This window comes from Microbacterium sp. CGR1 (assembly GCF_051062835.1).
Lineage (GTDB): Bacteria > Actinomycetota > Actinomycetes > Actinomycetales > Microbacteriaceae > Microbacterium.
Genome location: NZ_JAOTPG010000001.1, coordinates 2,026,117 through 2,052,611, shown reverse-complemented (window position 1 = coordinate 2,052,611; position 26,495 = coordinate 2,026,117). Strand labels below are relative to the sequence as shown.

Genomic DNA, 26,495 nt, shown 5'->3' with positions numbered 1-26,495 from the left:
AGTTCCCCCTGAGGTCGGCGAGCACCACCGTCGCAGGACACGAGTACCCTCGAAGCGTGATCGAAGACATCAAGAAGCGCGCACTGCATCGCACCAGCATCCTCGAGGGTCAGATGCGCGGCGTCGCGCGGATGATCGAGAACGAGGAGTACTGCATGGACATCATCACGCAGTCCCGCGCGATCCAGCGCTCACTGGAGTCGTTGAACCGCCTGCTGCTCGAGAATCATCTGCGCACGCACGTGACGCACATGTTCGACGAGGGCGGGGAGGAGCGCGACAAGGCTGTCGCCGAGCTGCTCAAGGCGTTCGACTTCGACCGCAAGTAGGGCAGGTCCCGTCGCGCTCCTCTCGCGTCACCGCTTTCCGTCGAAGACCTCGCCCTCCATGGCGTCGTATCCCTCGGCCTGCGGGTCGCCGTGGGAGCCGCCCGACAGTGCGTACTCCTCTTCGGGCGAGAGCACGAGGCGATGCCGGAAGAAGAGGCCGAATCCGAGCAGGATGATCGCGTAGACGATCGCGATCGCGATGATCGCCGGACCGAACGTCGGGTTCAGCAGGAAGCCCACGAAGATCAGCGCGGCGATCACGAGAGCGATGACCGCACCCGGGATGCCCCACGGGCTGACGTACGGACGGTCGACGTTCGGGAACTTCTTGCGCAGGATGATGAACGACACGAGCTGCAGTCCGTAGGCGACGACGGCTCCCCAGACCGCGATGTTCAGGACGATCGCACCGGCCACGGTTCCCGCACCCTCGGAGTCGACCGCGGTGAGCACGTCGAGCACGATCAGGGCGACGAACCCGATCGCGGCACCGACCGTGAGGGCGACCCACGGCGTCTGGCGCTTGCCGGTGAGCGAGAGGAAGCGCGGGTAGTACCCGGCCCGGGACAGCGAGTACATGTTGCGTCCGTAGGCGAACATGATTCCCTGCAGCGACGCGAGCAGGCCGATGAGGGCGAACAGGGCCAGCACGGCGGCGAGCTGGTCGCCGACGATCGCGCGGAAGCCGTCGAGCAGAGGCTCGCCCGCGGTGCCGGTGGCCTCGGCGCCGATCACGCCGGTGTTCAGGAACAGCACCAGGAGTCCGGTGACGATGAGCGTGCCGCGGGCCCAGAAGCCGGCCTTCGGGATGTCGCGGGTCGGGTTGTGCGACTCCTCGGCGGCGAGCGGCAGCTCCTCGATGCCGAGGAAGAACCACATCGCGAACGGCAGGGCGAACAGGATCGGCAGGACGCCGTGCGGGAGGAACGCGGTCTGGCCCTCGTCGGGGGCGATGTCCCACAGGGCATCCCACGAGAACGCGCCCGAGAACAGGGCCATGGCGGAGAAGACCAGGATGATGCCGATCGAGATCACCGAGACGACGATCGCGAAGCGGAACGAGATCGCGGCGCCCGCAGAGTTCAGGGCGATGAAGACGACGTAGAGGATGAGGTACCAGACCCATCCTGGCAGCTCGAGGCCGAGCAGCTCGCTCGTGATGCCGTTGGCATACGACGCCGAGAAGTAGACGATCACCGCCGTGGTGGCGACGTACTCGATGGTCTCGGCGGCACCGGTGACGAGTCCGCCCCACGGACCCATGGCCGATCGCGCGAACGAGTAGGCGCCTCCGGTGTGCGGCATCGCGGCCGCCATCTCGCCGATCGCGAAGATCATGCCGTAGTACATCGCGACGAGGATGGCGAAGGCGATGAGCATCCCTCCGAACCCGGCGAAGTCGATGCCGAAGTTCCAGCCCGAGAAGTCACCCGAGATGACCGCGGCGACCGCGAGGCCCCACAGGCCCCAGACTCCGGCCGACCTCTTCAGCGTGCGTTTCTCGAAATACTCACTCCCGGCGCGTGTATAGGTCGCTCCGGCGACCTTGCGGGATTCATTGCTCTGCTGGGACATCCGCTCTCCGTTCGCATGCGTGCAGGCGCCGGGTGCACCTTGCGGATGATTGTGACAGTCAATGGTGGTTTCGTCTACCTTTAAACGCGAAGGTGATCTACTCTGAGGGCGAAGCCGGTCGGCCGATCGCTTCACCGCACGAGGACGGAGCGTCAGATGTCGGGCAACCTGAGCATCGAACAGCTGGATGCCGGCATCGCCGCCGGCGAGATCGACACGGTGATCGTGGCCTTCGCGGACGCGCAGGGGCGACTGGTCGGCAAACGCGTGTCGGCAAGACTGTTCCAGGAGGACATCCTGGCTCACGGGGCCGAGGCCTGCGACTACCTGCTCTCGGTCGACGTCGACATGAACACGGTCGACGGCTATGCGATGTCGGGCTGGGACCGCGGCTACGGCGACATGGTGCTCAAGCCCGACGTCGAGACCCTGCGCAACATCCCCTGGCTCGACGGCACCGTGCTCGTCATGGCCGACCTCGTCTGGCAGAACGGCGAACCGGTCGGACCCTCGCCCCGAGCGATCCTCGATCGCCAGCGCGACCGTCTCGCCGAACGGGGCTGGACCGCGTACTCGGGCACGGAGCTCGAGTTCATCGTCTTCGACAACACCTACCGCGATGCCTGGGCGCGCAAGTACGAGGGCCTGACGCCCGCGACCGATTACAACGTCGACTACAACCTGCTCGCGTCGACCCGCATGGAGCCGCTGCTGCGCGACATCCGCAACAGCATGGACGGCGCAGGGCTCTACTGCGAGGGCGTGAAGGGCGAATGCAACTTCGGTCAGCAGGAGATCGCATTCCGCTATGCGGAGGTGCGCGAGACCGCCGACCAGCACGCGATCTACAAGAACGGGGCGAAGGAGATCGCCGAGCAGCACGGCCAGGCGCTCACCTTCATGGCCAAGTTCAATGAGCGGGAAGGCAACAGCTGTCACATCCACCTGTCGCTGCGCGACGAGTCGGGTGCTCCGGTCATGGCAGGAGACGGTGAGCACGGCTTCAGCCCGGTGATGGAGCACTGGATCGCCGGCATTCTCGCCACTCTCCGCGAGTTCACCCTGCTGCTGGCGCCGAACATCAACTCGTACAAGCGCTTCGCGAAGGGCAGCTTCGCCCCGACCGGAGTCGCATGGGGCATCGACAACCGCACATGCGCGCTGCGCGTGGTCGGATCGGGCTCGGGGCTGCGCGTCGAGAACCGTGTGCCCGGGGGAGACGTGAACCCCTACCTCGCCATCTCGGCGATCATCGCCGGCGGGCTGCACGGCATCGAGAACGAGCTGCCGTTGCCCGAGCGGTTCACCGGCAACGCCTATGAGGCCGGGGTCGACCACCTGCCCACAACCCTGCGCGAGGCGGCGAGGCTGTTCAGCGAATCGACCGTCGCACGCGCCGCGTTCGGCGACGATGTGGTCGAGCACTACCTGAACCAGGCCCGCATCGAGGTGGAAGCCTACGACGCGGCCGTCACCGACTGGGAGCGCATCCGTGGCTTCGAGCGCCTCTGACCCCGCGCCGCTGATCGGCGTCACGACCTACCTCGAGCGGGCGCAGCAGGGGGTGTGGGATGTCAGGGCGGCGTTCCTGCCCGAGCAGTACCTCACGAGCGTGACCTCCTCCGGCGGCATCGCGCTGCTCCTCCCGCCCCAGGATCCGGATGCTGCGGATGCGGCGATCTCGGGCATGGACGGCCTCGTGCTCTCCGGCGGCGCCGACGTCGCCCCCGAGCTTTACGGAGAGGACCGGCATCCGCTCACCGACCCCGCGAGGGTCGACCGCGACGCGTGGGAGCTCGCGCTCTTCCAGGCGGCCGAGCGTCGTGGCATCCCGGTGCTCGCCATCTGCCGCGGTCTGCAGCTCGTGAACGTCGCCCGCGGCGGAACCCTACAGCAGCACCTGCCCGAGTCGCTCGGCACCGAGAAGTACCGCATCGGCGGCGGTGTCTTCGCCGAGAACGACATCGAGGTCTCGACTGAGACGCCGCTCGCCGAGATCATCGGCGAGACCGGGATGCGAGTGCACAGCTATCACCATCAGGGCGTCGATCGACTGGGCGACGGTCTCGTCGCCGCCGCGCACTCCGACGACGGACTCGTGCAGGCCTTCGTCGACACGTCAGCCGGCCACATCGTCGGCGTCCAATGGCACCCCGAGGAGAACGCCGAGGATCGGCGGCTCTTCACCGATCTCGTCTCACAAGCCCGTGCGTTCGCCGCAGGGCGGAAGGAGGACGCCCGATGAGCGCGTTCACAGTCATCAACCCGTCGACCGGTGCCGCGATCCGTGAGATCGCGCGCGCCGACATCGGAGAGACGGATGCCGCGATCGCGCGCGCGGTCGCGGCCCAGCGCCGGTGGGCCGCCCTCGCCCCCGTCGCGCGGGCCGATGCACTGCGTGCCTTCGCGCGCACGGTTGAGGCCGCCGCGGAAGAGCTCGCGCAGCTCGAGGTGCTGAACTCCGGGCATCCGATCGGTTCCGCCCGCTGGGAGGCCGGTCATGTCGCCCAGGTGCTCAACTACTACTCGGCCGACCCCGAGCGGCTGTCCGGCCGACAGATCCCGGTGGCCGGTGGGCTCGACGTCACCTTCCACGACCCCTACGGAGTCGTCGGAGTCATCGTGCCCTGGAACTTCCCGATGACGATCGCGGCGTGGGCGTTCGCGCCGGCGCTCGCCGCAGGGAACGCGGTGGTGCTGAAGCCGGCCGAGCTCACGCCTCTCACGGCCATCCGCCTCGGCGAGCTCGCCCTCGAAGCGGGTCTTCCCGAGGGGCTCTTCGAGGTCGTCACAGGGTCGGGCTCGGTCGTCGGGCAGCGGCTCGTCGAGCATCCGGATGTCCGCAAGGTCGTCTTCACCGGCTCGACCGAGGTCGGCATCGAGGTGGCCGCCGGATGCGCCAGGGCGCTCAAGCCGGTGACGCTCGAGCTCGGCGGCAAGAGCGCCAACATCGTCTTCGCGGATGCCGACCTCGAGAAGGCCGTCGCCGCGGTTCCGGGGTCGGTGTTCGACAACGCCGGACAGGACTGCTGCGCGCGCAGCCGACTGCTCGTGCAGCGCTCTGTGTACGACCGGTTCCTCGAGCTGCTCGAGCCGGCGGTCGCCGCGTGGCGGGTCGGCGACCCGTCGAGCGCCGACACCGACATGGGGCCGCTCATCTCGGCCGCTCACCGCGACACGGTGTCGGGGTTCCTCGACGACGCGAACATCGCATTCCGGGGCAGTGCTCCGCAGGGTGACGGCTTCTGGTTCGCCCCGGCCGTGGTGCTGGCCGATCCGTCCGACCGGATCGCCCAGCAGGAGGTGTTCGGGCCTGTCGTCGCAGTGATGCCGTTCGACGACGAGGCCGATGCGATCCGTCTCGCGAACGACACCGCCTACGGTCTCGCCGGCTCGATCTGGACCGAGAGCCTCGGTCGCGCCGTGCGCGTCTCGCGCGGAGTGCAGAGCGGCGTGCTGTCGGTGAACTCGCACTCCTCGGTGCGATACGCGACGCCGTTCGGTGGCATGAAGGCCTCAGGCCTCGGGCGTGAGCTCGGACCGGATGCCGCCGAGCACTTCACCGAGACGAAGAACGTCTTCTTCGCGACCGACGAATCCTGACAGCGACACCCGGCCCGACCTTTTCACTGCAACGGAGAACACACATGACCATCGATCTCACCCAGCGTCTCAAGGACCGCGTCGCCATCATCACGGGAGGTGCGAGCGGCATCGGCTTCGCCACCGCCCAGCGCTTCGCCGCCGAAGGCGCGTTCGTCGTCATCGCCGACGTCGACCCCGCCACGGGCGAAGCGGCAGCGGCCGAGGTGGGCGGCGTCTTCCGGCCGGTCGACGTCGCCGACGAGACCAAGGTCAACACTCTCTTCGACGGGGTCGCCGAGGAGTTCGGCCGCATCGACATCGCCTTCAACAACGCGGGCATCTCGCCCGCCGACGACGACTCGATCGAGACGACCGAGCTGCCGGCCTGGGATCGCGTGCAGGACGTCAATCTCAAGAGCGTGTACCTGTGCAGCCGTGCGGCGCTTCGCCACATGGTGCCGGCGGGACGGGGATCGATCATCAACACCGCATCTTTCGTCGCGCTGCTGGGTTCGGCGACCTCGCAGATCAGCTACACCGCGTCGAAGGGCGGTGTGCTCGCGATGTCACGCGAGCTCGGTGTGCAGTTCGCACGACAGGGAGTGCGCGTGAACGCCCTGTGCCCCGGACCCGTCAACACCCCGCTGCTGCAGGAGTTGTTCGCCAAGGATCCCGAGCGGGCGCAGCGCCGACTCGTGCACGTGCCGATGGGACGCTTCGCGGAGCCGTCGGAGCTCGCCGCCGCCGTGGCGTTCCTCGCCTCGGACGACTCGTCGTTCATCACCGCCAGCGCCTTCGTCGTCGACGGCGGCATCACCAACGCCTACGTCACCCCGCTGTGAAGCGGGATCATGTCGCTGTGACAGGCTGAGAAGCATGAGCGAGCACCCTTCCGACGGCGATCTCGTCGCGGTGCGCCGGGCGGTCTATCGGCCGCTGCGCCGAGGCAACGCCCTCGAGGATGCGGTCGCTCGCCTCGTGCAGACCATCCGTCTCGGCGTGGTCGCGCCGGGGGAATCCCTGCCGCCGGAGCGGGAGCTCGCGGCATCCTTCGGCGTCAGTCGCGACACCGTGCGCGAGGCGATCCGCGAGCTCGCCGACACCGGCTACCTCGTGCCCAAGCGGGGGCGATACGGCGGTACCTTCGTCGCCGACCCTCTGCCCCAGCCCTCAGAGGCCGGAGCGGTGAACCCGGCAGAGATCGATGACGTGCTCGGGCTCCGTCTCGTGCTCGAGACGGGCGCGGTTCGGGCAGCCGCGAGCCGGACTCTGGATGCCGCGACGCGCGCCGATCTGTGGGCGCGGCACGAGGCCGCGCTGCCCGCCGGGCCCGAGGAGTATCGGCGCCTCGACACCCTGCTGCACCTCGCGATCGCCGAGGCCGCCGGCGTGCCGTCGCTCGTCGCGCTCGTCGCCGAGAACAGGGCAGACGTCAACGCGTGGCTCGACACTTTTCCGCTGATGCCCCGCAACATCCAGCACTCGGGGGAGCAGCATGAACGCATCGTGACGGCGATACTCGCCGGTCGCCCGGACGTCGCCGAGGCCGCGATGCGCGATCACCTCGCCGGTTCCGAAGCGCTGCTGCGCGGATTCCTGATCTGAACCCGCGCAGCAGCGGCAGGATCAGCTCGTGGCTGCCTCGTCGGCGACGGCGAGAGCCTCGTCGAGGACTGTGAGACCGCGCACGAGGTCGTCCTCGCTGATCACGAGCGGCGGTGCGACGTGCATGCGGTTGAAGTGCGTGAAAGGCCAGACGCCGGCCTTCTTCGCGGCTGCGGCGAAGGCGGCGACCGGCGCAGCATCCGCTCCGCTCGCGTTGAACGGCACGAGCGGCTCGCGCGTCTCTTTGTCGCGCACGAGCTCCACCGCCCAGAAGAGGCCGCGGCCGCGCACCTCTCCGACGCTCGGGTGGGTGTCGACCCAGGAGCGCAGCGTCGGCTCGACGATGCGCTCGCCGAGATCGCGCACGCGCTCGAGGATGCCGTCGCGGCGGAACACCTCGAACGTCGCCACGCCAGCGGCGCACGCGAGCGGGTGTCCGGAGTACGTCAGTCCGCCGGCGAACGGCGTGGTGTCGAAGGCCTTCGCGATGCGCTCCGAGATCACGACGCCGCCGAGCGGCACGTAGCCGGAGTTCACGCCCTTGGCGAAGGTGATGAGGTCCGGGCGCCCGCCGTACGCGTCGATGCCGAACCACTCGCCGAGCCGGCCGAAGCCGACCATGACCTCGTCGGCGATGTAGACGATGCCGTAGCGGTCGCACAGCTCGCGCACGCCCTGCAGGTATCCGGGCGGCGGCACGAGCACACCGTTGGTGCCGACGACGGTCTCGATGATGATCGCCGCGATCGTCTGCGGCCCCTCGAGCTGGATCGTCTGCTCGAGGTGGGCGAGCGCGCGCTCGGACTCCTGCTCCGGCGTCTCGGCGTGGAACGGAGAGCGGTAGAGGTACGGCCCGAAGAAGCGCACTGCTCCCGAGTCGGGTGTGCCGTTCGCCCAGCGCCGCGGGTCACCCGTCAGTGAGATCGCGGTCGAGGTCGACCCGTGATAGCTGCGGTACATCGAGAGCACCTTGTGGCGACCGGTCGACTGACGCGCCATGCGCACCGCGTACTCGTTGGCCTCGGCGCCGCCGTTCGTGAAGAAGACCTTCTCGAACCCCTCAGGCGCGACCTCGACGATGAGCCGGGCGAGCTCGCCCCGCACGTCGTTGGCCATGGCGGGCTGGATCGTCGAGAGCCGCCCCGCCTGCTGCTGGATCGCTGCGACCAAGTCGGGATGCTGGTGCCCGAGGTTCAGGTTCACCAGCTGGCTCGAGAAGTCGAGATAGGCGTTGCCGGCGTAGTCCCAGAACGTCGAGCCCTCGCCCGCGGCGACGGGCAGCGGATCGATCAGGCCCTGGGCGCTCCAGGAATGGAAGACGTGGCCGCGATCATCCGCGCGCACCTGCGCCTCGGCCTCGGGGGCCGGGAGCGGATGCGATGCGCCGTGCCGGTCGATGAAGTTCGTCATGTCTCGTGTCTCAGTTCTCGGTGTCTGCTCGGGAGCTCAGTGGTTGCTCGGGAAGCCCAGGTCGATCTGCGAGGGCGTGTGGTCGGGCCAGCGAGTGGTGACCACCTTCGACCGAGTGTAGAAGTGCACCGACTCGGGACCGTAGATGTGCGAGTCGCCGAACAGCGAGTCCTTCCATCCGCCGAACGAGTAGGCGCCGATCGGCACGGGGATCGGCACGTTGACGCCGACCATGCCGACCTCGATGTCGAACTCGTACTGGCGGGCGGTGCCGCCGTCGCGCGTGAAGATCGCGGTGCCGTTGCCGTAGGCGTTCGCGTTGACGAGCTCGACGGCGTCGGCGTAGGTCTCGACGCGCACGACGCCGAGCACCGGGCCGAAGATCTCGTCGTCGTACACCTTCATACCCGGGGTGACCTGGTCGATCAGGCTGACCCCGATGAAGAAGCCCTCGGAGTCGAACTGCTTGGTCGTGCCGTCGACCACGACCGTCGCCCCCTCGGCGGCGGCGCCCGTCACGTACGAGGCGACGCGGTCGCGGTGCTCGCGGGTGATGAGCGGACCCATCTCGCTCGCGGCATCGGTGCCTGCGCCGATCGTGAGGCCTTCGATGCGCGAGGCGATCGCGGCCACCAGGTCGTCGGCGATGTCGCCCACCGCGACCAGCACCGAGACGGCCATGCAGCGCTCTCCGGCCGAGCCGTAGGCGGCGGAGACGGCGGCGTCGGCCGCGGCGTCGATGTCGGCATCCGGCATGACGACCATGTGGTTCTTCGCTCCGCCGAGTGCCTGCACCCGCTTGCCCGCGGTTGACGCGCGCTGATAGATCGACCGGGCGATGGGGGTCGAGCCGACGAAGCTGATCGCGTTCACTCGCGGCGATTCGAGCAGCGCGTCGACGGCCTCCTTGTCACCGTGCACGACGTTGAGCACGCCGTCGGGAAGACCTGCCTCCTGGAAGAGCTTCGCGAGCCAGACCGAGGCCGACGGGTCCTTCTCACTGGGCTTGAGCACCACGGTGTTGCCGCAGGCGATGGCCGAGGCGACCATCCACAGCGGCACCATCACGGGGAAGTTGAACGGCGTGATCGCGGCGACGACGCCGACCGGCTGCTTGACCGAGTGCACGTCGACCCCGCGCGAGACCTGCTCGCTGCGCTCGCCCTTGAGCAGGTGCACGAGACCGGCGGCGAACTCGACGTTCTCGATGCCGCGCGACACCTCGCCCGCGGCATCCGAGAGCACCTTGCCGTGCTCCGAGGTGACGATCGCCGCGAGCTTAGGGGTGCGCTCCTTGAGCAGCTGGCGCAGACGGAAGAACACGTCGGCACGCTTGATGAGGCTCGTCTCGCGCCAGGCGGGCAGAGCGGATGCCGCGGCGGCGATCGCCTGGTCGACCTCGGCGGTGGAGGCGAAAGCGACGTGCTTCGAGACCTGACCGGTTGCCGGGTCGAAGACCTCTCCCGTGCGCGCCGCGTCGGCGGTGTCTGCTCCATTGATGAGGTGACGGACGATGTCCACGGGGCTCCTTCGGGATGTGAGATCCGCATCGAACACTCTGACCGAGGGGCGATACGCTGGCTTCCTCCCATGATCACAGAGCGCGAGGGGCCTCACCGGTGTCAGAACGTAGCGAGATCGATCGCAATCGGACAGATCGTCCGGTTAGTGGCGTCTTCCTGACGGTCGCCGATGTGCTGGCAGAGGCTGCGGTGCAGCAGGGCGAGCCCGACGTGATCGTCGGCGGTGCCGCACTCGGGGCCGCCGTGCGCTGGGTGCACGTCTCCGACAGCGTCGGGGTGGCCCGGCTGCTCGACGGCGGCGAGCTGCTGCTGACCACAGGCGCCGGGTGGCCGGTCGCCGACGCCGAGCTGCGGGACTTCGCCTCGAGCCTGCATCGGGCGGGCATCGCCGGCATCGTGTTCGAGCTGAAGACCGCCCGACAGAGCGTGCCGCAGCCTGTCGTCGATGTCTGCGCCACGGTGGGGTTGGCCCTCATCACCCTCACGCACGAGGTCAAGTTCGTCGCCGTGACCGAAGCCGTGCACCATGCGCTGATCGCCGCGCAGACGCAGGCGCTGCGCGAACGACAGCATCTGCACGAGCTCTTCACCGCGCTGAGCCTGCAGGGGGCTCCCGCCGACGTCGTGGTGTCCGAGACCGCTCGAGCGCTCGGAGCACCGGTGGTGCTCGAGAACCTCGCCCGCGAGGTGATCGCGACCGAGGGACTCGGGATGCCTATCGCCGAGGTGCTCGCCAATCGCAGCGCTGCCGAGACGGTGCCCGTGCAGGCGCGCGGGGTGCGCTGGGGCACGCTTCTCGCACTGCCGGGCCCTGCGCATCCCGCCGGGCGGATCACGGTCCTCGAACAGGGCGCCACGGCACTCGCGTTCGGATGCATCGCCGACGGCGGCGACGCCGAGTGGTCGCTGCTCGCCCAGCGCGGGGTGATCGACGATCTGCTCGGCGCGCGCTTCGCGAAGGCCGAGGACATCGATGCGCGGCTTCGGGCAGGCGGCTTCGCGCTCCGAGGTCGCCGCTGCCACGGGATCGTCGCGCGGGGAAGCGGCTCGATCAGCGAGCTCGCCTACCGGGCGCGACAGGCCGGATTCGCCGTGATGGCCGCCCGCGTCGACGGTGATGACGTGGCGTTGCTGTCGGTGCCCGCATCCGTCGGGCTTCCTGACGAGGTGCTGCTGCGCATCGCTGGTCCCGACCGCGCCGTCTTCGTGGGGCCTGCCGCTGACGACGTGATCGGTCTGCTCGGCTCACTGCGCGCGGCGCGGGATCTGGCCGACAGCGACCGCGCTGAGGCCGGCGCCCGAGTGCGCCGCGTCGATGACCGCCCGCTCGAGCGGCTGGTCGCCACGCTGCGCGACGATCATCGCCTGCACGAGCACAGCGAGCGGATGCTGGCGCCGCTGATCCGGCACGACAGGGAGCGCCGCGGAGACCTGCTCGATGTGCTCGCGGCCCTCGTCGCGCACCCGGGCAACCGCTCGGCCGCCGCAGCGGCCAGCCACCTGTCACGGTCGGTGTTCTATCAGCGCCTCACCCTGATCGGCGACCTGCTGGGTGCGGACCTCGACGACGGTGAGACGATCGCGGCGCTCCACCTCGCGCTTCTCGCGAGGCGGCGCACCGCGGCATCCGGCTGACCCCGAACTGCCTGAGTCAGAGCACGGACTGGGCTTCGGAGAGCACGCCGCGCAGGATCTGACCGATCTCGCGGAACTCGGCGGGGCCGATCGTGAGCGGCGGTGCGAGCTGGATCACGGGGTCGCCGCGGTCGTCGGCGCGGCAGTAGAGGCCGGCCTTGAACAGGGCGGGGGAGAGGAAGCCGCGCAGCAGCCGCTCGGACTCGTCGTCGTCGAACGTCTCTCGCGTCGCCTTGTCCTTCACCAGCTCGATGCCGAAGAAGTAGCCGTCGCCGCGCACGTCGCCCACGATCGGCAGGTCGAGCAGGGTCTCGAGCTCGGCACGGAACAGCGGCGAGTTCTCGCGCACATGCTCGTTGAGCCCCTCCTCGTCGAAGATGGCGAGGTTCTCGAGTGCGACGGCAGCCGAGACCGGGTGCCCGCCGAACGTGTAGCCGTGCGGGAACGACACGTCGCCCTTCGAGAAGGGCTCGTAGATCCGATCGCTGATGATCGTGGCGCCGATCGGAGAGTAGCCGCTCGTCATGCCCTTGGCGCACGTGATCATGTCGGGCACGTAGCCGAGTCCCGTGCACGCGAACGTGTGGCCGAGTCGGCCGAACGCGCAGATGACCTCGTCGGAGACGAGCAGCACGTCGTGCCGGTCGCAGATCTCGCGCACGCGGGCGAAGTAGCCGGGAGGGGGCGGGAAGCATCCGCCCGAGTTCTGCACCGGCTCGAGGAAGACGGCGGCGACCGTGTCGGCACCCTCGAACAGGATCATCTCCTCGATGCGGTCGGCCGCCCACCGACCGAAGGCCTCGAGATCGTCGCTCGGGCCACCCATTTCGGCCGCGCGGTAGAAGTTCGTGTTCGGCACACGGAACCCGCCGGGGGTGACCGGCTCGAACATCGACTTCATCGCGGGGATGCCGGTGATCGCGAGGGCGCCCTGGGGGGTGCCGTGATAGGCGACCGAGCGCGAGATGACCTTGTGCTTGGTGGGCTTGCCCTGCAGCTTCCAGTAGTGCTTCGCGAGCTTGAACGCGGTCTCGACGGCCTCGCCGCCGCCGGTGGAGAAGAAGACGCGGTTGAGGTCGCCGGGGGCCTCGTCGGCCAGCCGGTCGGCGAGCTCGATCGCCGCGGGGTGCGCGTACGACCAGAGCGGGAAGAAGGAGAGCTCGGATGCCTGCTTCGCCGCCGCCTCGGCGAGACGGCGGCGTCCGTGCCCGGCATTCACGACGAAGAGGCCGGCGAGCCCGTCGAAGTACTCCTTGCCCTTCGAGTCCCAGATGCGGTGACCGTCGCCCTTGACGATGATCGGCACACCGCTCTTCTCCATCGTGGACTGACGGGTGAAGTGCATCCACAGATGGTCCTTGGCCATCGCCTGGAGTTCGGCCTCGGTCGGAGTCGTGCGGTGCGTGCTCATCTGGTCCCCCAGTTGTAGAGCTGCTTCTGCAGCTTGGCGTAGATGAAGGTCTCGGTCGACAGGACCCCGTCGATCGGGCGGATGCGGTCGTTGATCAGCGCGAGCAGGTCTTCGTCGTCCTCGCAGACGACCTCGGCGAGGATGTCGAAGGATCCGACCGTGATCACGACGTAGTCGATCGCGGGGACCTCGGCGATGGCCTCGGCGACGACCCGGGTGTCGCCGGAGACGCGGATGCCGATCATGGCCTGCCGGGGGAAGCCCAGCTGCATCGGGTCGGTGACCGCGACGATCTGCATGACGCCGGACTCGGTGAGGCGCTGGACCCGCTGCCGGACGGCGGCCTCGCTCAGGCCGACCTCTCGTCCGATGTCGGAGTACGAGCGCCGCCCGTCTTCCTGGAGCAGCTCGATGATCGTCTTCGCGACGTCATCCAACGGGGGGTGCTTCTTCGAGGACGCCATGATGCGATCCTCGCACCGGAGCGGGCTCTCTTCAACCGATTCCGCAGAATTTTCGAACCCGCGGCCGGGAAACCGCAGAATACCGGGGCTAGGAGTCGAGGGGGCCCAACCACGCGCTCGCCGCGGTCGCGTGCGCGGACTCGGGGTCGGAGGGGTGGAATGCTCCGGCCAGCACGTCACGGTAGAGCCGTGAGAGCTCGTTCGACGAGAAGTACGAGCCGCCGCCCGCGACCAGCATCGCCTGGTCGACGACGTGCTTCGACATGGTGATGGCCCGATGCTTGACACCCGACAGCAGGGTGAACCATCGGGCTCCGTTGTCGACCTTCTCGTCGACGTCTCGAGCGAGCGCGGCGATCTGCGGAGGCAGGGCGTCGTACGCGAGCCCCATGTCGGCGATGCGCCAGCGGATGTCGGGGTCCTGGCTGTAGGCGGCGCCCGTCTTCTTCGAGCGGCGTTTCTGGGCGGTCTCGACCGCGAGGTCGAGCGCGCGCCGTGCGATACCGGTGTACACCGAGGCGAGCAGAATCTCGAAGACCGAGAAGATGCCGAAGACGATGGGGTCGGGGTTCGGGCCCGGATCGATGCGGCGCACCACGTGCGCGGCATCCGCGGTCGCTCCGTTCAGGCGGGTCGTCCTGCTCTGCGTCCCCCGCATGCCGAGGGTGTCCCAGTCGTCGCCCGTGACGACCGCATCGGTGCGCTCGATGAAGGCGAACACGAGCTTCGGGGCGTCGGGGCTCGTCGTGTCGAGACCGTGCAGGCCGAGCCTCGTCCACACGGGGGCGAGGGAGGTGAAGATCTTGGTGCCGGTGAAGGAGTAGCCGCCGTCGGCGGTGGGCACGGCATCCGTGTCGCTGCCGAACAGCACGAGGTCGTTGCCGCCCTCGCTGATGCCGAACGCGAAGACCTCGCCGGCCACCGCGCCGTCCTGCACGAACTCGAGTCCCGTGACTCCCCGGTCGGAGAAGACCTTGGCGACACCCGTCCAGACGAGGTGCATGTTGATGGCGAGGGCCGTGGCGGGGGCAGCCGTCGCGAGTCGCTGCTGCAGGATCGCCGCCTCGGCGAGTCCGAGACCCGCTCCACCGCGCTCGGTCGGCACGAGGATCGAGAGATAGCCCGCGTCGCGGAGTTCGGCGAGGTCCTGCTCAGGGAAGGTGTTCTCGCGGTCGTGGATCGGCGCCCGGTCGCGGATGCGCCCGAGAAGGTCGTCCGGGAGGATGGCGGTCGGATCGAACGCGCTCATGCGAGTGCCTCTTCCAGCTGTCGGATGGTCTCCTCCGGCTTGTCGCGATGCAGCGAGTGCCCCGATCCCGCGACGACCGACATCGTGATGAGCGGGTTCGAGGCGAGCACGGAGGCTGCGACGTCGCCGGTGAAGATGCTGTAGACCGCGGGGTCGGAGGCGATCACGTGCGTGGGGACGGTCAGCCGTGCGGCATCCGCCGTGACATCCCACGGTGTGTTCTGCCGGCTCGTCTGCTCGACGGCCCAGGCGCTCGTGCGGTGCACCGCGTCGACCTTGAGCTCCCAGTCCTGCGGATGCCAGTGCGGATGCTCCTGCTGCACCAGCTCGACCCGGTTGTCGGCGAACGCGCGCTCCTGGCTCTTGCGGACGATCGTGGCGTCGCGGCCGCCGACGAGGATCGCGGGGTCGAGGAGCACGAGTCGGCGGGTCCACTCGGGGGCGGATGCCGCGGCCACCGTGGCCGAGGCCCCTCCGAGCGAGTGCCCGACGACGGCATCCCACGGTCCGCCGCCGTCGGGGAGCGTGGCGACGAGGTCGGCGCCGTATGCCGCGACGGAGTAGTCTAGCGCACGCGGCGCATCGCCGTGGCCTCGCAGATCGATCGCGCTCGCGTGCCAGCCCACGTCGGCCAGAGCGGTGCCCACGCGCCACATGAGCGCGCCGGACGAACCGAGTCCGTGCACGAGGAGGGCGCGGCGATCAGACGTGGGATCTCCCCAGGAGATGCGAGGCAACGTGAGCGGTGCGGGCATGCTCTCAGCCTACGACCGGGTTGCGCGGGGCAGCCCGGTCACGGTCACGCGAGGTCAGATCAGGGGCGGCAGATCGCCGTGCGTCGTGAGCACCAGGGCGGCGGCGGCGTGCCCGGCGGAGAGGCGCTCGGCGAGGTCGGCGCCGTCGAGGGTCGCGGCGAGGAACCCTGCGGCGAAGGCGTCGCCGGCGCCGACCGGTTCGACGACATCGACGCGGGGAGCCGGCACGAACACCGGCTCATCGTCACCGTGGAACGCGGTCGCGCCGACATCGCCGTCCTTGACGATCAGCAGCCCGCAGTGCGGCAGGTGCGCACGGATCTCGGCGGGCGTCGCGGTGCCCCAGATGCGCTCGGCCTCGTCGCGGCCGACGAACGCGATGTCCGCGGCATCCGCGAGTCGGGCCAGCGTCTCGGCGGCATCCTGCATGGTCCACAGCGCGCGGCGGTCGTTGACATCGAACGAGACGAGCGCGCCGGCCGCGCGGGCATCGACGAAGAGCTGATCGACCATCGCGCGGCACGACGGCGAGAGCGCGGGGGTGATGCCGGTGGTGTGCACGATCCGGACGCCGGCGAGCTGTGCGGCGTCGAGGAACCCGGGACCCATCAGCGAGGCCGCCGACCCGCGCCGGTAGTAGTAGACCGAGGAGGACTCGACGCCGGGGTCCTTGAACATGACGCCGGTGGGAGCATCCGCGTCCGTCGTCACCCAGAGGTCGACGCCCCGGCGAGCCAGTTCGGTGGAGATGCGGATGCCGATCGGGTCGTCGCCGAGACGCGAGGCCCACGCCGCCGTGTGCCCGGCTGCGACAAGGCCCACTGCGACGTTGCCCTCTGCCCCCGCCAGCCCGAGCGCTGCCGTCTCGGTCTCGGAGAGCGGTGCACCGAGGGCTGTGACGAGTCCCATGGACTCGCCGATGCAGACGACCTCGGGGGCGGCGGGTGCGGGGGAGGACTCGGAGCTCATGAAGGGGTGACCGCCAGGGGTTCGGTGTCGGGGTGGGGGCTCGCGTCGCGGTGACGCAGATCAGGGAAGGCGCGGACGAACACGATCGAGACGACGAGTCCGGCGGCTGCGAACAGGGTCGCGGCGAGGTAGGCGCCGCGGGGATCCGTCGCGTCGACGAGGAAGCCGGCCACGGCGGATCCGGCGGCCGCGCCGATGAGCTGGCCGGTGCCCGCCCAGCCGAACGCCTCGGCGGTCTCGCTGAACTTGACGCTCGCGGTGGTGATGGCGAACAGCACGGCCAGGGCGGGGGCGATCCCGATGCCGGCGACGATCAGGGTTCCGCCGAGCCAGAACTCGTTGAGAGAGAACATCGTCAGAGCGAGGCCGATCGTGACGATCGTGAGGCGGCGGGCCATCGCCCAGGGACCGATCGGGATGTGGCCGAACGAGAGGCCTCCGGCGAGGCTGCCGACGGCGAAGACCGCGAGCACGAGACCCGCGGCGAGGCTCCCGTGCTCGAACGTCGCGACGACGCCGACCTCGACGGCCGAGCAGGCGCCGATGAGAAGGAAGCCGATGATCGTGGCGAGGAGCACCGGAGGCTTGAGCACGACCTTGCCGAGCGCGCTGCGACTGCGGGGGATGCGCACGCGGCCGACCTCGGGGGAGAGGATGAACCACGCCCCGCCGCCGACGAGCACCGCGGCGACCAGGAGCAGACCCTCTGCCGTGCCCACCTGCGTCGACACCAGCGTGATCACGACGGGCGCCAGCACCCAGATGATCTCCTGCAGCGAGGCGTCGAGCGAGAACAGCGGTGTGAGCTGCTTGGAGTTCACGAGCTTCGGGTAGATGGTGCGCACCGCGGCCTGGACCGGCGGCGTCGAGAGCCCGGCGATCATGCCGAGGATCATGTAGCCGGGAACGTTCAGGGGCAGGAACGCGAGACCCAGCACCGCGACCACGCAGACGCTGAGCGTGAGGGCGAGCACGCGGCGCATGCCCCAGGCGCCCATCCAGCGGCTCGTTATCGGGCCGGCGACAGCCTGGCCGACACTGGTCGCGGCGAGCACGAGGCCTGCGGATCCGTAGGAGCCGGTCTGCTGCTCCACATGAAGCAGGATCGCGAGCGAACTCATGCCGTTGGGGAATCGAGCGGTCAGCTGTGCCGCGATCATGCGCGCCACTCCGGGCGTGCGAAGAAGGTCCCGATATCCCGCCACGGGTCAACGCTACCGGGAGCCGGCGGCGGGGGTCGAAGCGGCTCCCCGGCGACACGCCGCGACACGCCCAAACGGAGTTTCCACAGAAAATCCGATGTCCGAGGTCGGTCGTATCGTGCCACCTGTGGATGGATCTCTCACAGGTCGTTCCCAGCCGCGATTTCTCGCGGTTCGGAGGTGCCTCCGCAGGGGCTCAGCCTGTGGAAGAAACGGTGGAGAACCTGTGTTGTACCAGTGGAGAGCGGTGGAAAACTACACGTATGTAACTACTACCCCTAGTGGTCACCCCGAATGTCCGTACCTATATGTAGTATTGAGATCCCGGTGAGGGTCTACCGGAAAACAGCCTGATTAAGAACCGGGCCAGAGATTTGAGGGGAAGCGAAAAGATGTCGATCACGGTCTACACAAAGCCGTCCTGCGTTCAGTGCAACGCCACCTACCGCGCGCTCGACGCCAAGGGCATCGAGTACGAAATCCTCGACCTGTCGGAGGACCCGACTGCGCTCGAGCAGGTCAAGGCGCTCGGCTACATGCAGGCGCCCGTCGTCGTCACCGACGAGGGCCACTGGTCGGGCTTCCGTCCCGACAAGATCGACGAGCTCGCCTCGCGTCTGGCGTAATGAGCCATGAGCGCCGTCGCGACCGCCGCGCCGCTCCTGGTCTACTTCTCGAGCGCCTCGGGTAACACCGCGCGCTTCGTCGAGAAGCTCGGGCTTCCGGCCCGACGCATCCCACTCCTCCGGCAAGAAGAAGAACTCGTCGTCGACGAGCCCTTCGTGCTGGTCACCCCCACCTATGGCGGGGGTGAGGGGCGGGGCGTCGAAAAAGGTGCCGTGCCCAAGCAGGTGGTCCGGTTCCTCAACGACGAGCGAAACCGGCGCCACATCCGCGGAGTGATCTCGGCGGGCAACACCAACTTCGGCGAGTCCTTCTGTCTCGCCGGTGACATCATCAGCCGCAAGTGCCACGTGCCTCACTTGTATCGGCTCGAGATCTTCGGCACACAAGACGATGTTGATCGCGTGAGCGACGGATTGGAGCGACGGTGGGTACCGCAGTTGACGAGCAGGCAGGAACCGACTCAGTGACAGACACGGTGGCGTTCAAGATGAACCCGACCTACGAGGGCCTGGACTATCACGCCCTCAACGCGATGCTGAACCTGTACGACGCGAACGGCAAGATCCAGTTCGACGCCGACAAGCGGGCGGCACGCGAGTACTTCCTGCAGCACGTCAACCAGAACACGGTGTTCTTCCACTCGCTCAAGGAGCGCCTCGACTACCTGGTCGAGAAGGAGTACTACGAGCCCGCCGTGATCGAGCAGTACTCGCTCGAGTTCATCCAGCAGCTCAACGACCTCGCGTACGGCAAGAAGTTCCGCTTCGAGACCTTCCTCGGCGCCTTCAAGTACTACACGAGCTACACGCTCAAGACGTTCGACGGCAAGCGCTACCTCGAGCGCTTCGAGGACCGCGTCGTGATGACGGCCCTCGGTCTCGCCGGCGGCGACGAGAAGCTCGCGGTCGCCCTGGTCGAGGAGATCATCTCCGGCCGCTTCCAGCCCGCCACCCCGACCTTCCTCAACTCGGGCAAGGCCCAGCGCGGCGAGCTCGTCAGCTGCTTCCTGCTGCGCATCGAAGACAACATGGAGTCGATCGCCCGCGGCATCAACTCCGCCCTCCAGCTCTCCAAGCGCGGCGGCGGCGTGGCGCTGCTGCTCTCGAACATCCGCGAGGCCGGTGCGCCGATCAAGCAGATCGAGAACCAGTCCTCGGGCATCATCCCCGTGATGAAGCTCCTCGAAGACAGCTTCAGCTACGCCAACCAGCTCGGAGCCCGCCAGGGCGCAGGGGCCGTGTACCTCAACGCGCACCACCCCGACATCATGCGCTTCCTCGACACCAAGCGTGAGAACGCCGACGAGAAGATCCGCATCAAGACGCTGTCGCTCGGTGTCGTCGTTCCCGACATCACGTTCGAGCTCGCCAAGAACGGCGAGGACATGTACCTCTTCTCGCCGTACGACGTCGAGAAGGTCTACGGCGTTCCCTTCGGCGACATCTCGGTCACCGAGAAGTACCGCGAGATGGTCGACAACCCGCGCATCAAGAAGACCAAGATCAACGCGCGTGAGTTCTTCCAGACGATCGCCGAGATCCAGTTCGAGTCGGGCTACCCGTACATCATGTTCGAGGACACGGTGAACAAGGCCAACCCGATCAAGGGCCGCATCAACATGTCCAACCTGTGCAGCGAGATCCTGCAGGTGAACACGCCGACCACGTACAACGACGACCTGTCGTACGACCAGATCGGCAAGGACATCTCCTGCAACCTCGGCTCGATGAACATCGCGCTGTCGATGGATGCCGATGACCTGGGTCAGACCGTCGAGACCGCCATCCGCGCACTGAGCGCGGTCAGCGACCAGAGCCACATCCGCTCGGTCCGCTCGATCGAAGACGGCAACGACCGCTCGCACGCGATCGGCCTCGGCCAGATGAACCTGCACGGCTTCCTCGCTCGCGAGCACGTGCACTACGGCTCCGAAGAGGGCATCGACTTCACGAACATCTACTTCTACACGGTGCTGTTCCACGCGCTGCGCGCCTCGAACAACATCGCGATCGAGCGCAAGCAGGCCTTCGACGGGTTCGAGGACTCGACGTACGCGTCGGGGGAGTTCTTCGACAAGTACATCGACCGCGCCTGGGTGCCCGAGACCGACAAGGTCAAGGAGCTCTTCGCGGGCAAGCACATCCCGACGCAGGCCGACTGGGTGGCACTGAAGTCGTCGATCCAGGAGCACGGCATCTACAACCAGAACCTGCAGGCGGTGCCGCCGACCGGCTCGATCTCGTACATCAACAACTCGACGTCGTCGATCCACCCGATCGCGTCGAAGATCGAGATCCGCAAGGAAGGCAAGCTCGGCCGCGTCTACTACCCGGCGCCGTTCATGACGAACGACAACCTGGAGTACTACCAGGACGCGTACGAGATCGGCTACGAGAAGGTCATCGACACGTACGCCGCCGCCACCCAGCACGTCGACCAGGGCCTGTCGCTGACGCTGTTCTTCAAGGACACCGCCACGACGCGTGACATCAACAAGGCTCAGATCTACGCATGGCGCAAGGGCATCAAGACGATCTACTACATCCGTCTGCGTCAGATGGCACTGGAGGGCACCGACATGGCCGAGTGCGTCTCCTGCATGCTCTGATCCCGTCACTGAATACGAGAAACGACGAAGACATGACTCCTCACCCCCCGATCAAGCTGGTTGCCGAGGTTCAGGCGATCAACTGGAACCGCATCATCGACGACAAGGACCTCGAGGTCTGGAACCGTCTGGTGAACAACTTCTGGCTGCCCGAGAAAGTGCCGCTGTCGAACGACATCCAGTCGTGGAACACGCTGACGCCCGACGAGCAGCTGCTCACCATGCGCGTCTTCACCGGTCTCACCCTGCTCGACACGATCCAGGGCACCGTCGGCGCCGTCTCGCTGATCCCGGATGCGATCACCCCTCACGAAGAGGCGGTGTACACGAACATCGCGTTCATGGAGTCGGTGCACGCGAAGAGCTACTCCTCGATCTTCTCGACGCTCGCGTCGACGAAGGAGATCGACGAGGCGTTCCGCTGGTCGACCGAGAATCCGAACCTTCAGAAGAAGGCTCAGATCATCATGGATTACTACCAGGGCGACGACCCGCTCAAGCGCAAGATCGCCTCGACGCTGCTCGAGTCGTTCCTGTTCTACTCGGGCTTCTACCTGCCGATCTACTGGTCGTCGAAGGCGAAGCTGACGAACACGGCCGACCTGATCCGCCTCATCATCCGTGACGAGGCCGTGCACGGGTACTACATCGGGTACAAGTTCCAGAAGGGTCTCGAGAAGGAGACCGAAGAGCGTCGCCAGGAGCTGAAGGACTACACCTTCAACCTGCTGTTCGAGCTCTACGACAACGAGGTCCAGTACACGCAGGACCTCTACGACGGCGTCGGCCTGACCGAAGACGTCAAGAAGTTCCTGCACTACAACGCCAATAAGGCGCTGATGAACCTCGGCTACGAAGCGATGTTCCCCTCGACCGTCACGAACGTGAACCCGGCGATCCTGTCGGCGCTCTCGCCGAACGCCGACGAGAACCACGACTTCTTCTCGGGATCGGGTTCCTCCTATGTCATCGGCAAGGCCGAGGCGACGGAAGACGACGACTGGGACTTCTGAGAACTTCTCTCTGAGGTTCCAGCGAAACAGCTGGTCAGAGGCCCGGATCCGCGAAATCTCGCGGGTTCGGGCCTCTTTCGTGCCCTCTTCGAAATGACAGAGGAGGACAGAGATGACCAGGAATACCCGTTCGGTGGGGCACGCCGGTGGCACGAGCACACCTCCCTCATGGAGGCGAGAGAGTCCGGCACCCGAAATTACGGGTTGGCGAGCGGCCGGGGGCGTGCCACTTCGTGCCACAGGTGATCTACGGAATCCCTCACGATGCGCGGAAATATGCGGATCCTGGGTCTCGTGGGCGTCGAGTGGCACGGAATGGCACGACGGTCCACGCTCGCCCGTCAAGTCCACGGGAGGGCACGATGACTGCATCTAAGCGAGAGCCGTGGGGCAGTCTGCGCAAGCTCCCTTCTGGCCGCTGGCAAGCGCGCTATCCCGGACCCGACGGGAAGACCTACACGGCTCGGACCGAGGGCGACAAAGCGCTGACATTCCACACGAAGACGGACGCGCGGACATGGCTTGCCGCCGTGCACACGAAGATCTCGCTCGGCCAGTGGAACCCGCCAGCGGCCGTAGCGGCACGGAATCGCGCCGAAGCCGCTACTGAGAAAGCGCGGTCGATGGGGTTCGAGGAGTACTCGGAGCGATGGGTGCAGTCGATCAAGACTGAGCCCAACCGCAGGGGGAAGAGGCGGGCCATCGGGACGGTCCGCTCGTATCAGGGCAATGTCACTGGCTACCTGGTTCCGGAGTTCGGTGACACTCCTCTGCGGGAGATCGACGCAGACCGCATCCGCGTCATGACCGACCGACTCGACAAGATCCCGGCACCGCTGAATCCGAAGTCAAAATTCAACGGGATCACGCGGCCGGTGCTGATCGTGCTCATGATGATCTTGCGCCAGGCGGCGCGGGACGGGGTCATCCCTGCGGCACCGAGCGTCTCCATTCCGCGTCAAGAGTCGGTGCGTCACGCCCGGTCTCGGCGACATGGTCGAGATCGTGCGCCAGCTCGGATACGCCGGAACGTCGGGTAGCCCCGATGCGTTCGTGTGACATTGGTCGGGCACGGGGTCGGTGCGTTGTCCGTCGTAGTCATGTGCACCGAAACTCCTCGCCAGAACAGGCTTCGAGGAACATTTGCGGCAATCGTCTACAGCGCTCAACTTTGAACTCGCCGAGAACGATCGTTTGCGGCGGGCAGCCGGTCATCGACCAGAGAGGACCGCCGCAGCCCAGTCCCCGCCGCCGTGGTCGCGATCGACAGTTTCCCAGTCGTGCAGTCCGGGCGCAGGGCTGCCATCGTTTGCACGAGACAGCGAATGTAACTCGGTGGACGACGTGCGGCGCCGAGGGATGATTGGCCCGGCTCCGTCAACTGGCCGCATCGCTGCCCCTTCGCAAGCGGCTACATGTTCGGATCTCGCGGAGGCAAGGGGCCGTCGGAGCCCCTTCGCTCCTGTATCCACGGTTGATGCTCCTCCGGGGCGACTCGTCTCGTAGAAAGCCCGTCGGCGTTTCTTGACGCAAGATGTCACGGCAGCCCGACCGTGTATCACCTAAAGGTGGCCGCAATGCATTCCCGACATGATCGTCGACGAGATCCGCAAGGATCGCTTCCGCGCGACGATTGGTTCGGATGCCGCGGCCATGGATCGCCCGTCGCGCCTCAACCCGAAGTTCGCTACGACCATGATCACGAAGCAGATGGGGCCGCCGTTGCTGGAAGCGTCCTCGAGGCGCGCACAGGGCGATGCGCGGAGCAGACTCCCGTGCGCAGAGAGGTTGTCATCTCCCCGAAGTTCGGGGGCCTGGTGCGCGGCTCTGGCGAGGTCGGGCTCGCTGGCAGCGTCGATGTGGCCGAGCAGTCGCGGTCCGCTGCTCTCTTTCTACGTGGTGTGCCCTGGGATCCCCTCTCCGCCCGCGGTGCACGACCCGCCTGACCTCGCCCCGAATCGCTCAGCATCCAAAATGTCTTTCGATTGACATTTTGCGTCGCTAGTGCTTATTCTCGACACGCACGGACCTACGGAGGCCGGTCCTCCGATACAACACAGCGGTGCGCAGCCCTAGCTCCGCCCATCTGCGCCAGGCACACACTCGCATGATCCAACGGAGGAACTCATGTCCAACGCCCAATTCTCACGTCGGTCCTTCCTGGGATTCGGAATGGCGACGATTGCGACTGCGGCTCTCGCTGGCTGCACGGCGAACCCAGTCCGTGGGGGAGGTGGCGGCGGAGCGAGCGGGAGCATCGTGATCATGAGCAACATCGGCGAGGTCACCAAAGACATCCTTTCTGAGTGGAACAAAGCAAACCCCGACATCCAAGCCAGTGTCCTGAACTATGACGCGACCCGGCTCAACGCCATGATCGCCGCTGGCAGCCCGCCCGACCTCGTGCGGGGGCTCGGCGCGCAGGAGGCACCATTCTGGGCCGCGCGGAAGCTCGCGTTGCCGATCGACGACTTCATCGCCAAGAGCTCCCTCATCAAGGCCTCGGATATCACGAAGGTCAACGATGCCTGGAAGTTCGACGGCAACAAACAGGGCGTAGGAAGCACCTATGGCCTGCTGAAGGACTACAGCCTCGACCTGATGCTGTGGCTGAACGAGAGTCTGTTCAACGCCGCAGGCGTGGAACTCGGCGACGCTAAGACGCCCATGACCTACGACGCCGTCCTCGAGGCCGCCAAGAAGGTCACATTGATCGAGAACGGTAAGGCGGTCCGGTACGGGATGTACACAGTGACGCCGAGTGTCGATGTGATCCAGGGCATGCTGGCCACAACGGGCGGCACAATCTTCTCTGACGATCTCAAAACGGTGGACTTCAGTTCGCCCGAGGCGCAGAAGGCTTTGACCTTCCTCGCCGCCGCCGCGAAAGCGAATGCGGGCTACGTTCCGGGCAGCAACCCCAACCCTGATGGCTGGGACGGACCCGGCTACGGCGCGGAGAAGATCGCATCGAGTCAGGCAGGTTACTGGATGACCGGATACCTCACGTCGACGTTCCCCCAGGCCGGCGCGCACTCCCGCCTCGTCGCTGCCCCACTGCTCGGGACGACTCGAGTGAGCCCGACCACTTCGGCGACGGGCTACTGGATCCCCGCGAAGTCCAAGAACCCCGAGGGTGCGTACCAGTTCCTCGAGTGGTTCTGCGCGGGTGCTCCGGCTGCCGCGCGTGCCAAGATCGGCGGCGGGCTTCCGCTTCTCACCAGCATGCAGTCGAGCCTGCCTCAGGGGGAGCCGTTTCAGAAGAACGCCCTTGACACCAACACGAACGAGTTGCAGTACGCGTCGTCGCTGACGTTCTCGCCGTACGCGCTCGCTTCGTCGTTGACTGCAACCGTCACCGACCTGTTTCCACAGCTCGCCACCGGCGCGCTGTCGGTAGGCAAGTTCGCAGACGAGGCAACAGAGCAGTGCAACGCTCTCCTCGCCACCGGCGTTTCGCAGGTCGGTGCATGAAGTGATTGCCGCCACCGGTTCCATTGACGTGAAGAGCCCCGCAGCGTCGGTAACGAGGACTCATGTCAAGAAGCCGAGACGCGGAGGGCCGGCGCGGTTCGGCTCAAGCGTCCCCTTCTACCTATTCGTCTCGCCGTGGGTGATCGGCACCGTCCTCCTGACCGTGTTCCCGCTCGTGTACGCGTTCGTCGTCAGCCTCACGAACTGGGATGGGCTGAGCCCCGGGTTCACATGGCTGGGCCTCGGAAACTATGCGCAGGTTCTCGCCGACCCAGAGACCTGGGCAAGCCTCGGACGAACCGGGCTGCTCGCACTGATCGTTGTTCCGGCAACAGTTGTCGGCAGCCTCGGGCTCGCAATCCTGCTCAATCAGAAGGTGCGGCTGCGGGCGGCGTGGCGAACGCTCATCTACCTCCCTGCGCTCGTCCCTCCGGTCGCCGCCACACTCACGTGGAAGTTGATCTTCGATAGGGACGCGGGAGCCGTCAACGCCCTCACCGGCCTCTTCGGCGCAGAGCCGGTCAACTGGCTGACCGGCAACCAGGTCTTCGTCGTCCTCGCGATAGTGATGTTCTGGGGAGTCGGCGCAGGCGTGATAATCCTGCTGGCTGCGCTGCAAGATGTCCCGACCAGCCTGCTCGAGGCGGCGGAGCTCGACGGTGCGAGCGCCTGGCGTCGCTTCGTTTCAGTGACGGTGCCGTCGATCTCGCCGGTTCTCCTGTTCCAGGTCGTCACCACGACAATCGCGGTGCTGCAGACTTTCGTGCCGGCCCTGCTGCTATCGCCTATGACGGGACCTGCGGCGATCACATCCGTGCCGATTGCGAACCGCTTGTTCATGGTCGACGTGTACAGCCAATATTTTGCGTACTCGCGCTACGGATACGCCTCGGCGATGCTGTGGATGTTCTTCGTCCTGATTCTCATCGTCACTGCAGTGTTCTTCCGACTCGGCGGGCGCGCAGTGTTCTATGCCGTCGATCCAAATGAGGAAGGCAAAAAGTGACCGTCTCGCCTACAACCACCCGGCGCACACGCACGGACGGCAGAGAGCGTCGCAG

General features: G+C 67.1%; 23 protein-coding genes. 14 read left to right on the top strand and 9 right to left on the bottom strand.

Going from position 1 to position 26,495, the window contains the following annotated elements; all coding sequences use genetic code 11:
- Positions 1-56: 56 nt before the first annotated feature.
- Complete coding sequence (locus tag OD997_RS10195; protein WP_056517673.1) at positions 57-329, top strand: metal-sensitive transcriptional regulator; 273 nt, start codon at positions 57-59, stop codon at positions 327-329.
- Between the two features lie 27 nt (positions 330-356).
- On the opposite strand, the gene OD997_RS10190 is transcribed toward OD997_RS10195, so the two are convergent.
- A complete protein-coding gene (locus OD997_RS10190; protein WP_434331461.1) occupies positions 357-1,904 on the bottom strand; it encodes an amino acid permease in 1,548 nt (515 codons plus the stop codon).
- A 156-nt stretch (positions 1,905-2,060) separates the two neighbouring features.
- Between OD997_RS10190 and OD997_RS10185 the strand changes: the two genes are divergently transcribed.
- The 5 genes from OD997_RS10185 to OD997_RS10165 are packed head-to-tail and all read left to right on the top strand — an operon-like array spanning position 2,061 to position 7,094.
- Entirely contained in the window at positions 2,061-3,416 is a 1,356-nt protein-coding gene (locus OD997_RS10185; protein WP_434331460.1) for a glutamine synthetase family protein, read from the top strand.
- On the top strand, positions 3,397-4,149 hold the full coding sequence (locus OD997_RS10180) for a gamma-glutamyl-gamma-aminobutyrate hydrolase family protein (protein WP_434331459.1): 753 nt from the start codon (positions 3,397-3,399) through the stop codon (positions 4,147-4,149). Before OD997_RS10185 ends, OD997_RS10180 begins: the two co-directional genes overlap by 20 nt.
- Positions 4,146-5,507, top strand: coding sequence for an aldehyde dehydrogenase family protein (locus OD997_RS10175; protein ID WP_434331458.1), 1,362 nt, complete (start codon positions 4,146-4,148; stop codon positions 5,505-5,507). The genes OD997_RS10180 and OD997_RS10175 overlap by 4 nt, the downstream gene beginning before the upstream one ends.
- A gap of 44 nt (positions 5,508-5,551) precedes the next feature.
- On the top strand, positions 5,552-6,331 hold the full coding sequence (locus OD997_RS10170) for a 3-oxoacyl-ACP reductase (protein WP_434331457.1): 780 nt from the start codon (positions 5,552-5,554) through the stop codon (positions 6,329-6,331).
- A gap of 34 nt (positions 6,332-6,365) precedes the next feature.
- Positions 6,366-7,094: a FadR/GntR family transcriptional regulator gene (locus tag OD997_RS10165; RefSeq protein WP_434331456.1), complete on the top strand. Its 729-nt coding sequence runs from the start codon at positions 6,366-6,368 to the stop codon at positions 7,092-7,094.
- A 21-nt stretch (positions 7,095-7,115) separates the two neighbouring features.
- On the opposite strand, the gene OD997_RS10160 is transcribed toward OD997_RS10165, so the two are convergent.
- Complete coding sequence (locus OD997_RS10160) at positions 7,116-8,504, bottom strand: aspartate aminotransferase family protein (RefSeq protein ID WP_434331455.1); 1,389 nt, start codon at positions 8,502-8,504, stop codon at positions 7,116-7,118.
- 36 nt (positions 8,505-8,540) lie between these two features.
- Positions 8,541-10,025, bottom strand: coding sequence for a CoA-acylating methylmalonate-semialdehyde dehydrogenase (locus OD997_RS10155; RefSeq protein WP_434331454.1), 1,485 nt, complete (start codon positions 10,023-10,025; stop codon positions 8,541-8,543).
- Between the two features lie 98 nt (positions 10,026-10,123).
- On the opposite strand from OD997_RS10155, the gene OD997_RS10150 reads away from it, so the two are divergent.
- On the top strand, positions 10,124-11,662 hold the full coding sequence (locus OD997_RS10150; protein ID WP_434331453.1) for a PucR family transcriptional regulator ligand-binding domain-containing protein: 1,539 nt from the start codon (positions 10,124-10,126) through the stop codon (positions 11,660-11,662).
- Positions 11,663-11,678: 16 nt separating this feature from the next.
- Here OD997_RS10150 and OD997_RS10145 read toward each other — a convergent pair whose 3' ends face one another.
- The 6 genes from OD997_RS10145 to OD997_RS10120 form a co-directional block, all read right to left on the bottom strand.
- A complete protein-coding gene (locus tag OD997_RS10145) occupies positions 11,679-13,073 on the bottom strand; it encodes an aspartate aminotransferase family protein (protein ID WP_434331452.1) in 1,395 nt (464 codons plus the stop codon).
- Positions 13,070-13,537, bottom strand: coding sequence for an Lrp/AsnC family transcriptional regulator (locus OD997_RS10140; RefSeq protein WP_434331451.1), 468 nt, complete (start codon positions 13,535-13,537; stop codon positions 13,070-13,072). The genes OD997_RS10145 and OD997_RS10140 overlap by 4 nt, the downstream gene beginning before the upstream one ends.
- 88 nt (positions 13,538-13,625) lie before the next feature.
- Positions 13,626-14,786, bottom strand: a complete 1,161-nt coding sequence (locus OD997_RS10135; protein ID WP_434331450.1) for an acyl-CoA dehydrogenase family protein — start codon at positions 14,784-14,786, stop codon at positions 13,626-13,628.
- Positions 14,783-15,541 carry an alpha/beta fold hydrolase gene (locus OD997_RS10130; protein ID WP_434331449.1) on the bottom strand — a complete coding sequence of 253 codons (759 nt, stop codon included), beginning with the start codon at positions 15,539-15,541 and terminating at the stop codon, positions 14,783-14,785. The genes OD997_RS10135 and OD997_RS10130 overlap by 4 nt, the downstream gene beginning before the upstream one ends.
- 54 nt (positions 15,542-15,595) lie before the next feature.
- Positions 15,596-16,510 carry a sugar kinase gene (locus OD997_RS10125; protein ID WP_434331448.1) on the bottom strand — a complete coding sequence of 305 codons (915 nt, stop codon included), beginning with the start codon at positions 16,508-16,510 and terminating at the stop codon, positions 15,596-15,598.
- The gene (locus OD997_RS10120) at positions 16,507-17,715 is read right to left on the bottom strand and encodes an MFS transporter (RefSeq protein WP_434331447.1); all 1,209 of its coding nucleotides are present in this window, start codon (positions 17,713-17,715) and stop codon (positions 16,507-16,509) included. Before OD997_RS10120 ends, OD997_RS10125 begins: the two co-directional genes overlap by 4 nt.
- 389 nt (positions 17,716-18,104) lie before the next feature.
- Between OD997_RS10120 and nrdH the strand changes: the two genes are divergently transcribed.
- The 7 genes from nrdH (at position 18,105) to OD997_RS10085 (ending at position 26,440) form a co-directional block, all read left to right on the top strand.
- Positions 18,105-18,338, top strand: a complete 234-nt coding sequence (nrdH, locus tag OD997_RS10115; protein WP_017828869.1) for a glutaredoxin-like protein NrdH — start codon at positions 18,105-18,107, stop codon at positions 18,336-18,338.
- 6 nt (positions 18,339-18,344) lie between these two features.
- Complete coding sequence (gene nrdI, locus OD997_RS10110; protein WP_434331446.1) at positions 18,345-18,806, top strand: class Ib ribonucleoside-diphosphate reductase assembly flavoprotein NrdI; 462 nt, start codon at positions 18,345-18,347, stop codon at positions 18,804-18,806.
- 20 nt (positions 18,807-18,826) lie between these two features.
- A complete protein-coding gene (gene nrdE, locus OD997_RS10105; protein WP_434332371.1) occupies positions 18,827-20,947 on the top strand; it encodes a class 1b ribonucleoside-diphosphate reductase subunit alpha in 2,121 nt (706 codons plus the stop codon).
- A 32-nt stretch (positions 20,948-20,979) separates the two neighbouring features.
- Positions 20,980-21,960 (top strand): class 1b ribonucleoside-diphosphate reductase subunit beta, encoded by a 981-nt coding sequence (gene nrdF, locus OD997_RS10100; RefSeq protein ID WP_056313503.1) that lies wholly within the window; start codon positions 20,980-20,982, stop codon positions 21,958-21,960.
- 530 nt (positions 21,961-22,490) lie between these two features.
- The gene (locus OD997_RS10095; protein WP_434331445.1) at positions 22,491-23,000 is read left to right on the top strand and encodes a hypothetical protein; all 510 of its coding nucleotides are present in this window, start codon (positions 22,491-22,493) and stop codon (positions 22,998-23,000) included.
- Positions 23,001-24,225: 1,225 nt separating this feature from the next.
- Complete coding sequence (locus tag OD997_RS10090; protein ID WP_434331444.1) at positions 24,226-25,434, top strand: extracellular solute-binding protein; 1,209 nt, start codon at positions 24,226-24,228, stop codon at positions 25,432-25,434.
- A gap of 139 nt (positions 25,435-25,573) precedes the next feature.
- Entirely contained in the window at positions 25,574-26,440 is an 867-nt protein-coding gene (locus tag OD997_RS10085) for a carbohydrate ABC transporter permease (protein ID WP_434331443.1), read from the top strand.
- Positions 26,441-26,495 lie beyond the last annotated feature (55 nt).

Excerpts from the sequence above, each read along its gene's own strand:
- OD997_RS10125 (WP_434331448.1), bottom strand. The coding sequence starts at position 16,510 with ATGAGCTCCGAGTCCTCCCCCGCACCCGCCGCCCCCGAGGTCGTCTGC.
- OD997_RS10090 (WP_434331444.1), top strand. The coding sequence starts at position 24,226 with ATGAGCAACATCGGCGAGGTCACCAAAGACATCCTTTCTGAGTGGAAC.
- OD997_RS10175 (WP_434331458.1), top strand. The coding sequence starts at position 4,146 with ATGAGCGCGTTCACAGTCATCAACCCGTCGACCGGTGCCGCGATCCGT.
- OD997_RS10165 (WP_434331456.1), top strand. The coding sequence starts at position 6,366 with ATGAGCGAGCACCCTTCCGACGGCGATCTCGTCGCGGTGCGCCGGGCG.
- OD997_RS10130 (WP_434331449.1), bottom strand. The coding sequence starts at position 15,541 with ATGCCCGCACCGCTCACGTTGCCTCGCATCTCCTGGGGAGATCCCACG.
- OD997_RS10145 (WP_434331452.1), bottom strand. The coding sequence starts at position 13,073 with ATGAGCACGCACCGCACGACTCCGACCGAGGCCGAACTCCAGGCGATG.
- OD997_RS10160 (WP_434331455.1), bottom strand. The coding sequence starts at position 8,504 with ATGACGAACTTCATCGACCGGCACGGCGCATCGCATCCGCTCCCGGCC.
- nrdE (WP_434332371.1), top strand. The coding sequence starts at position 18,827 with ATGAACCCGACCTACGAGGGCCTGGACTATCACGCCCTCAACGCGATG.
- nrdH (WP_017828869.1), top strand. The coding sequence starts at position 18,105 with ATGTCGATCACGGTCTACACAAAGCCGTCCTGCGTTCAGTGCAACGCC.
- OD997_RS10140 (WP_434331451.1), bottom strand. The coding sequence starts at position 13,537 with ATGGCGTCCTCGAAGAAGCACCCCCCGTTGGATGACGTCGCGAAGACG.
- OD997_RS10185 (WP_434331460.1), top strand. The coding sequence starts at position 2,061 with ATGTCGGGCAACCTGAGCATCGAACAGCTGGATGCCGGCATCGCCGCC.
- nrdF (WP_056313503.1), top strand. The coding sequence starts at position 20,980 with ATGACTCCTCACCCCCCGATCAAGCTGGTTGCCGAGGTTCAGGCGATC.
- OD997_RS10135 (WP_434331450.1), bottom strand. The coding sequence starts at position 14,786 with ATGAGCGCGTTCGATCCGACCGCCATCCTCCCGGACGACCTTCTCGGG.
- nrdI (WP_434331446.1), top strand. The coding sequence starts at position 18,345 with ATGAGCGCCGTCGCGACCGCCGCGCCGCTCCTGGTCTACTTCTCGAGC.
- OD997_RS10170 (WP_434331457.1), top strand. The coding sequence starts at position 5,552 with ATGACCATCGATCTCACCCAGCGTCTCAAGGACCGCGTCGCCATCATC.
- OD997_RS10190 (WP_434331461.1), bottom strand. The coding sequence starts at position 1,904 with ATGTCCCAGCAGAGCAATGAATCCCGCAAGGTCGCCGGAGCGACCTAT.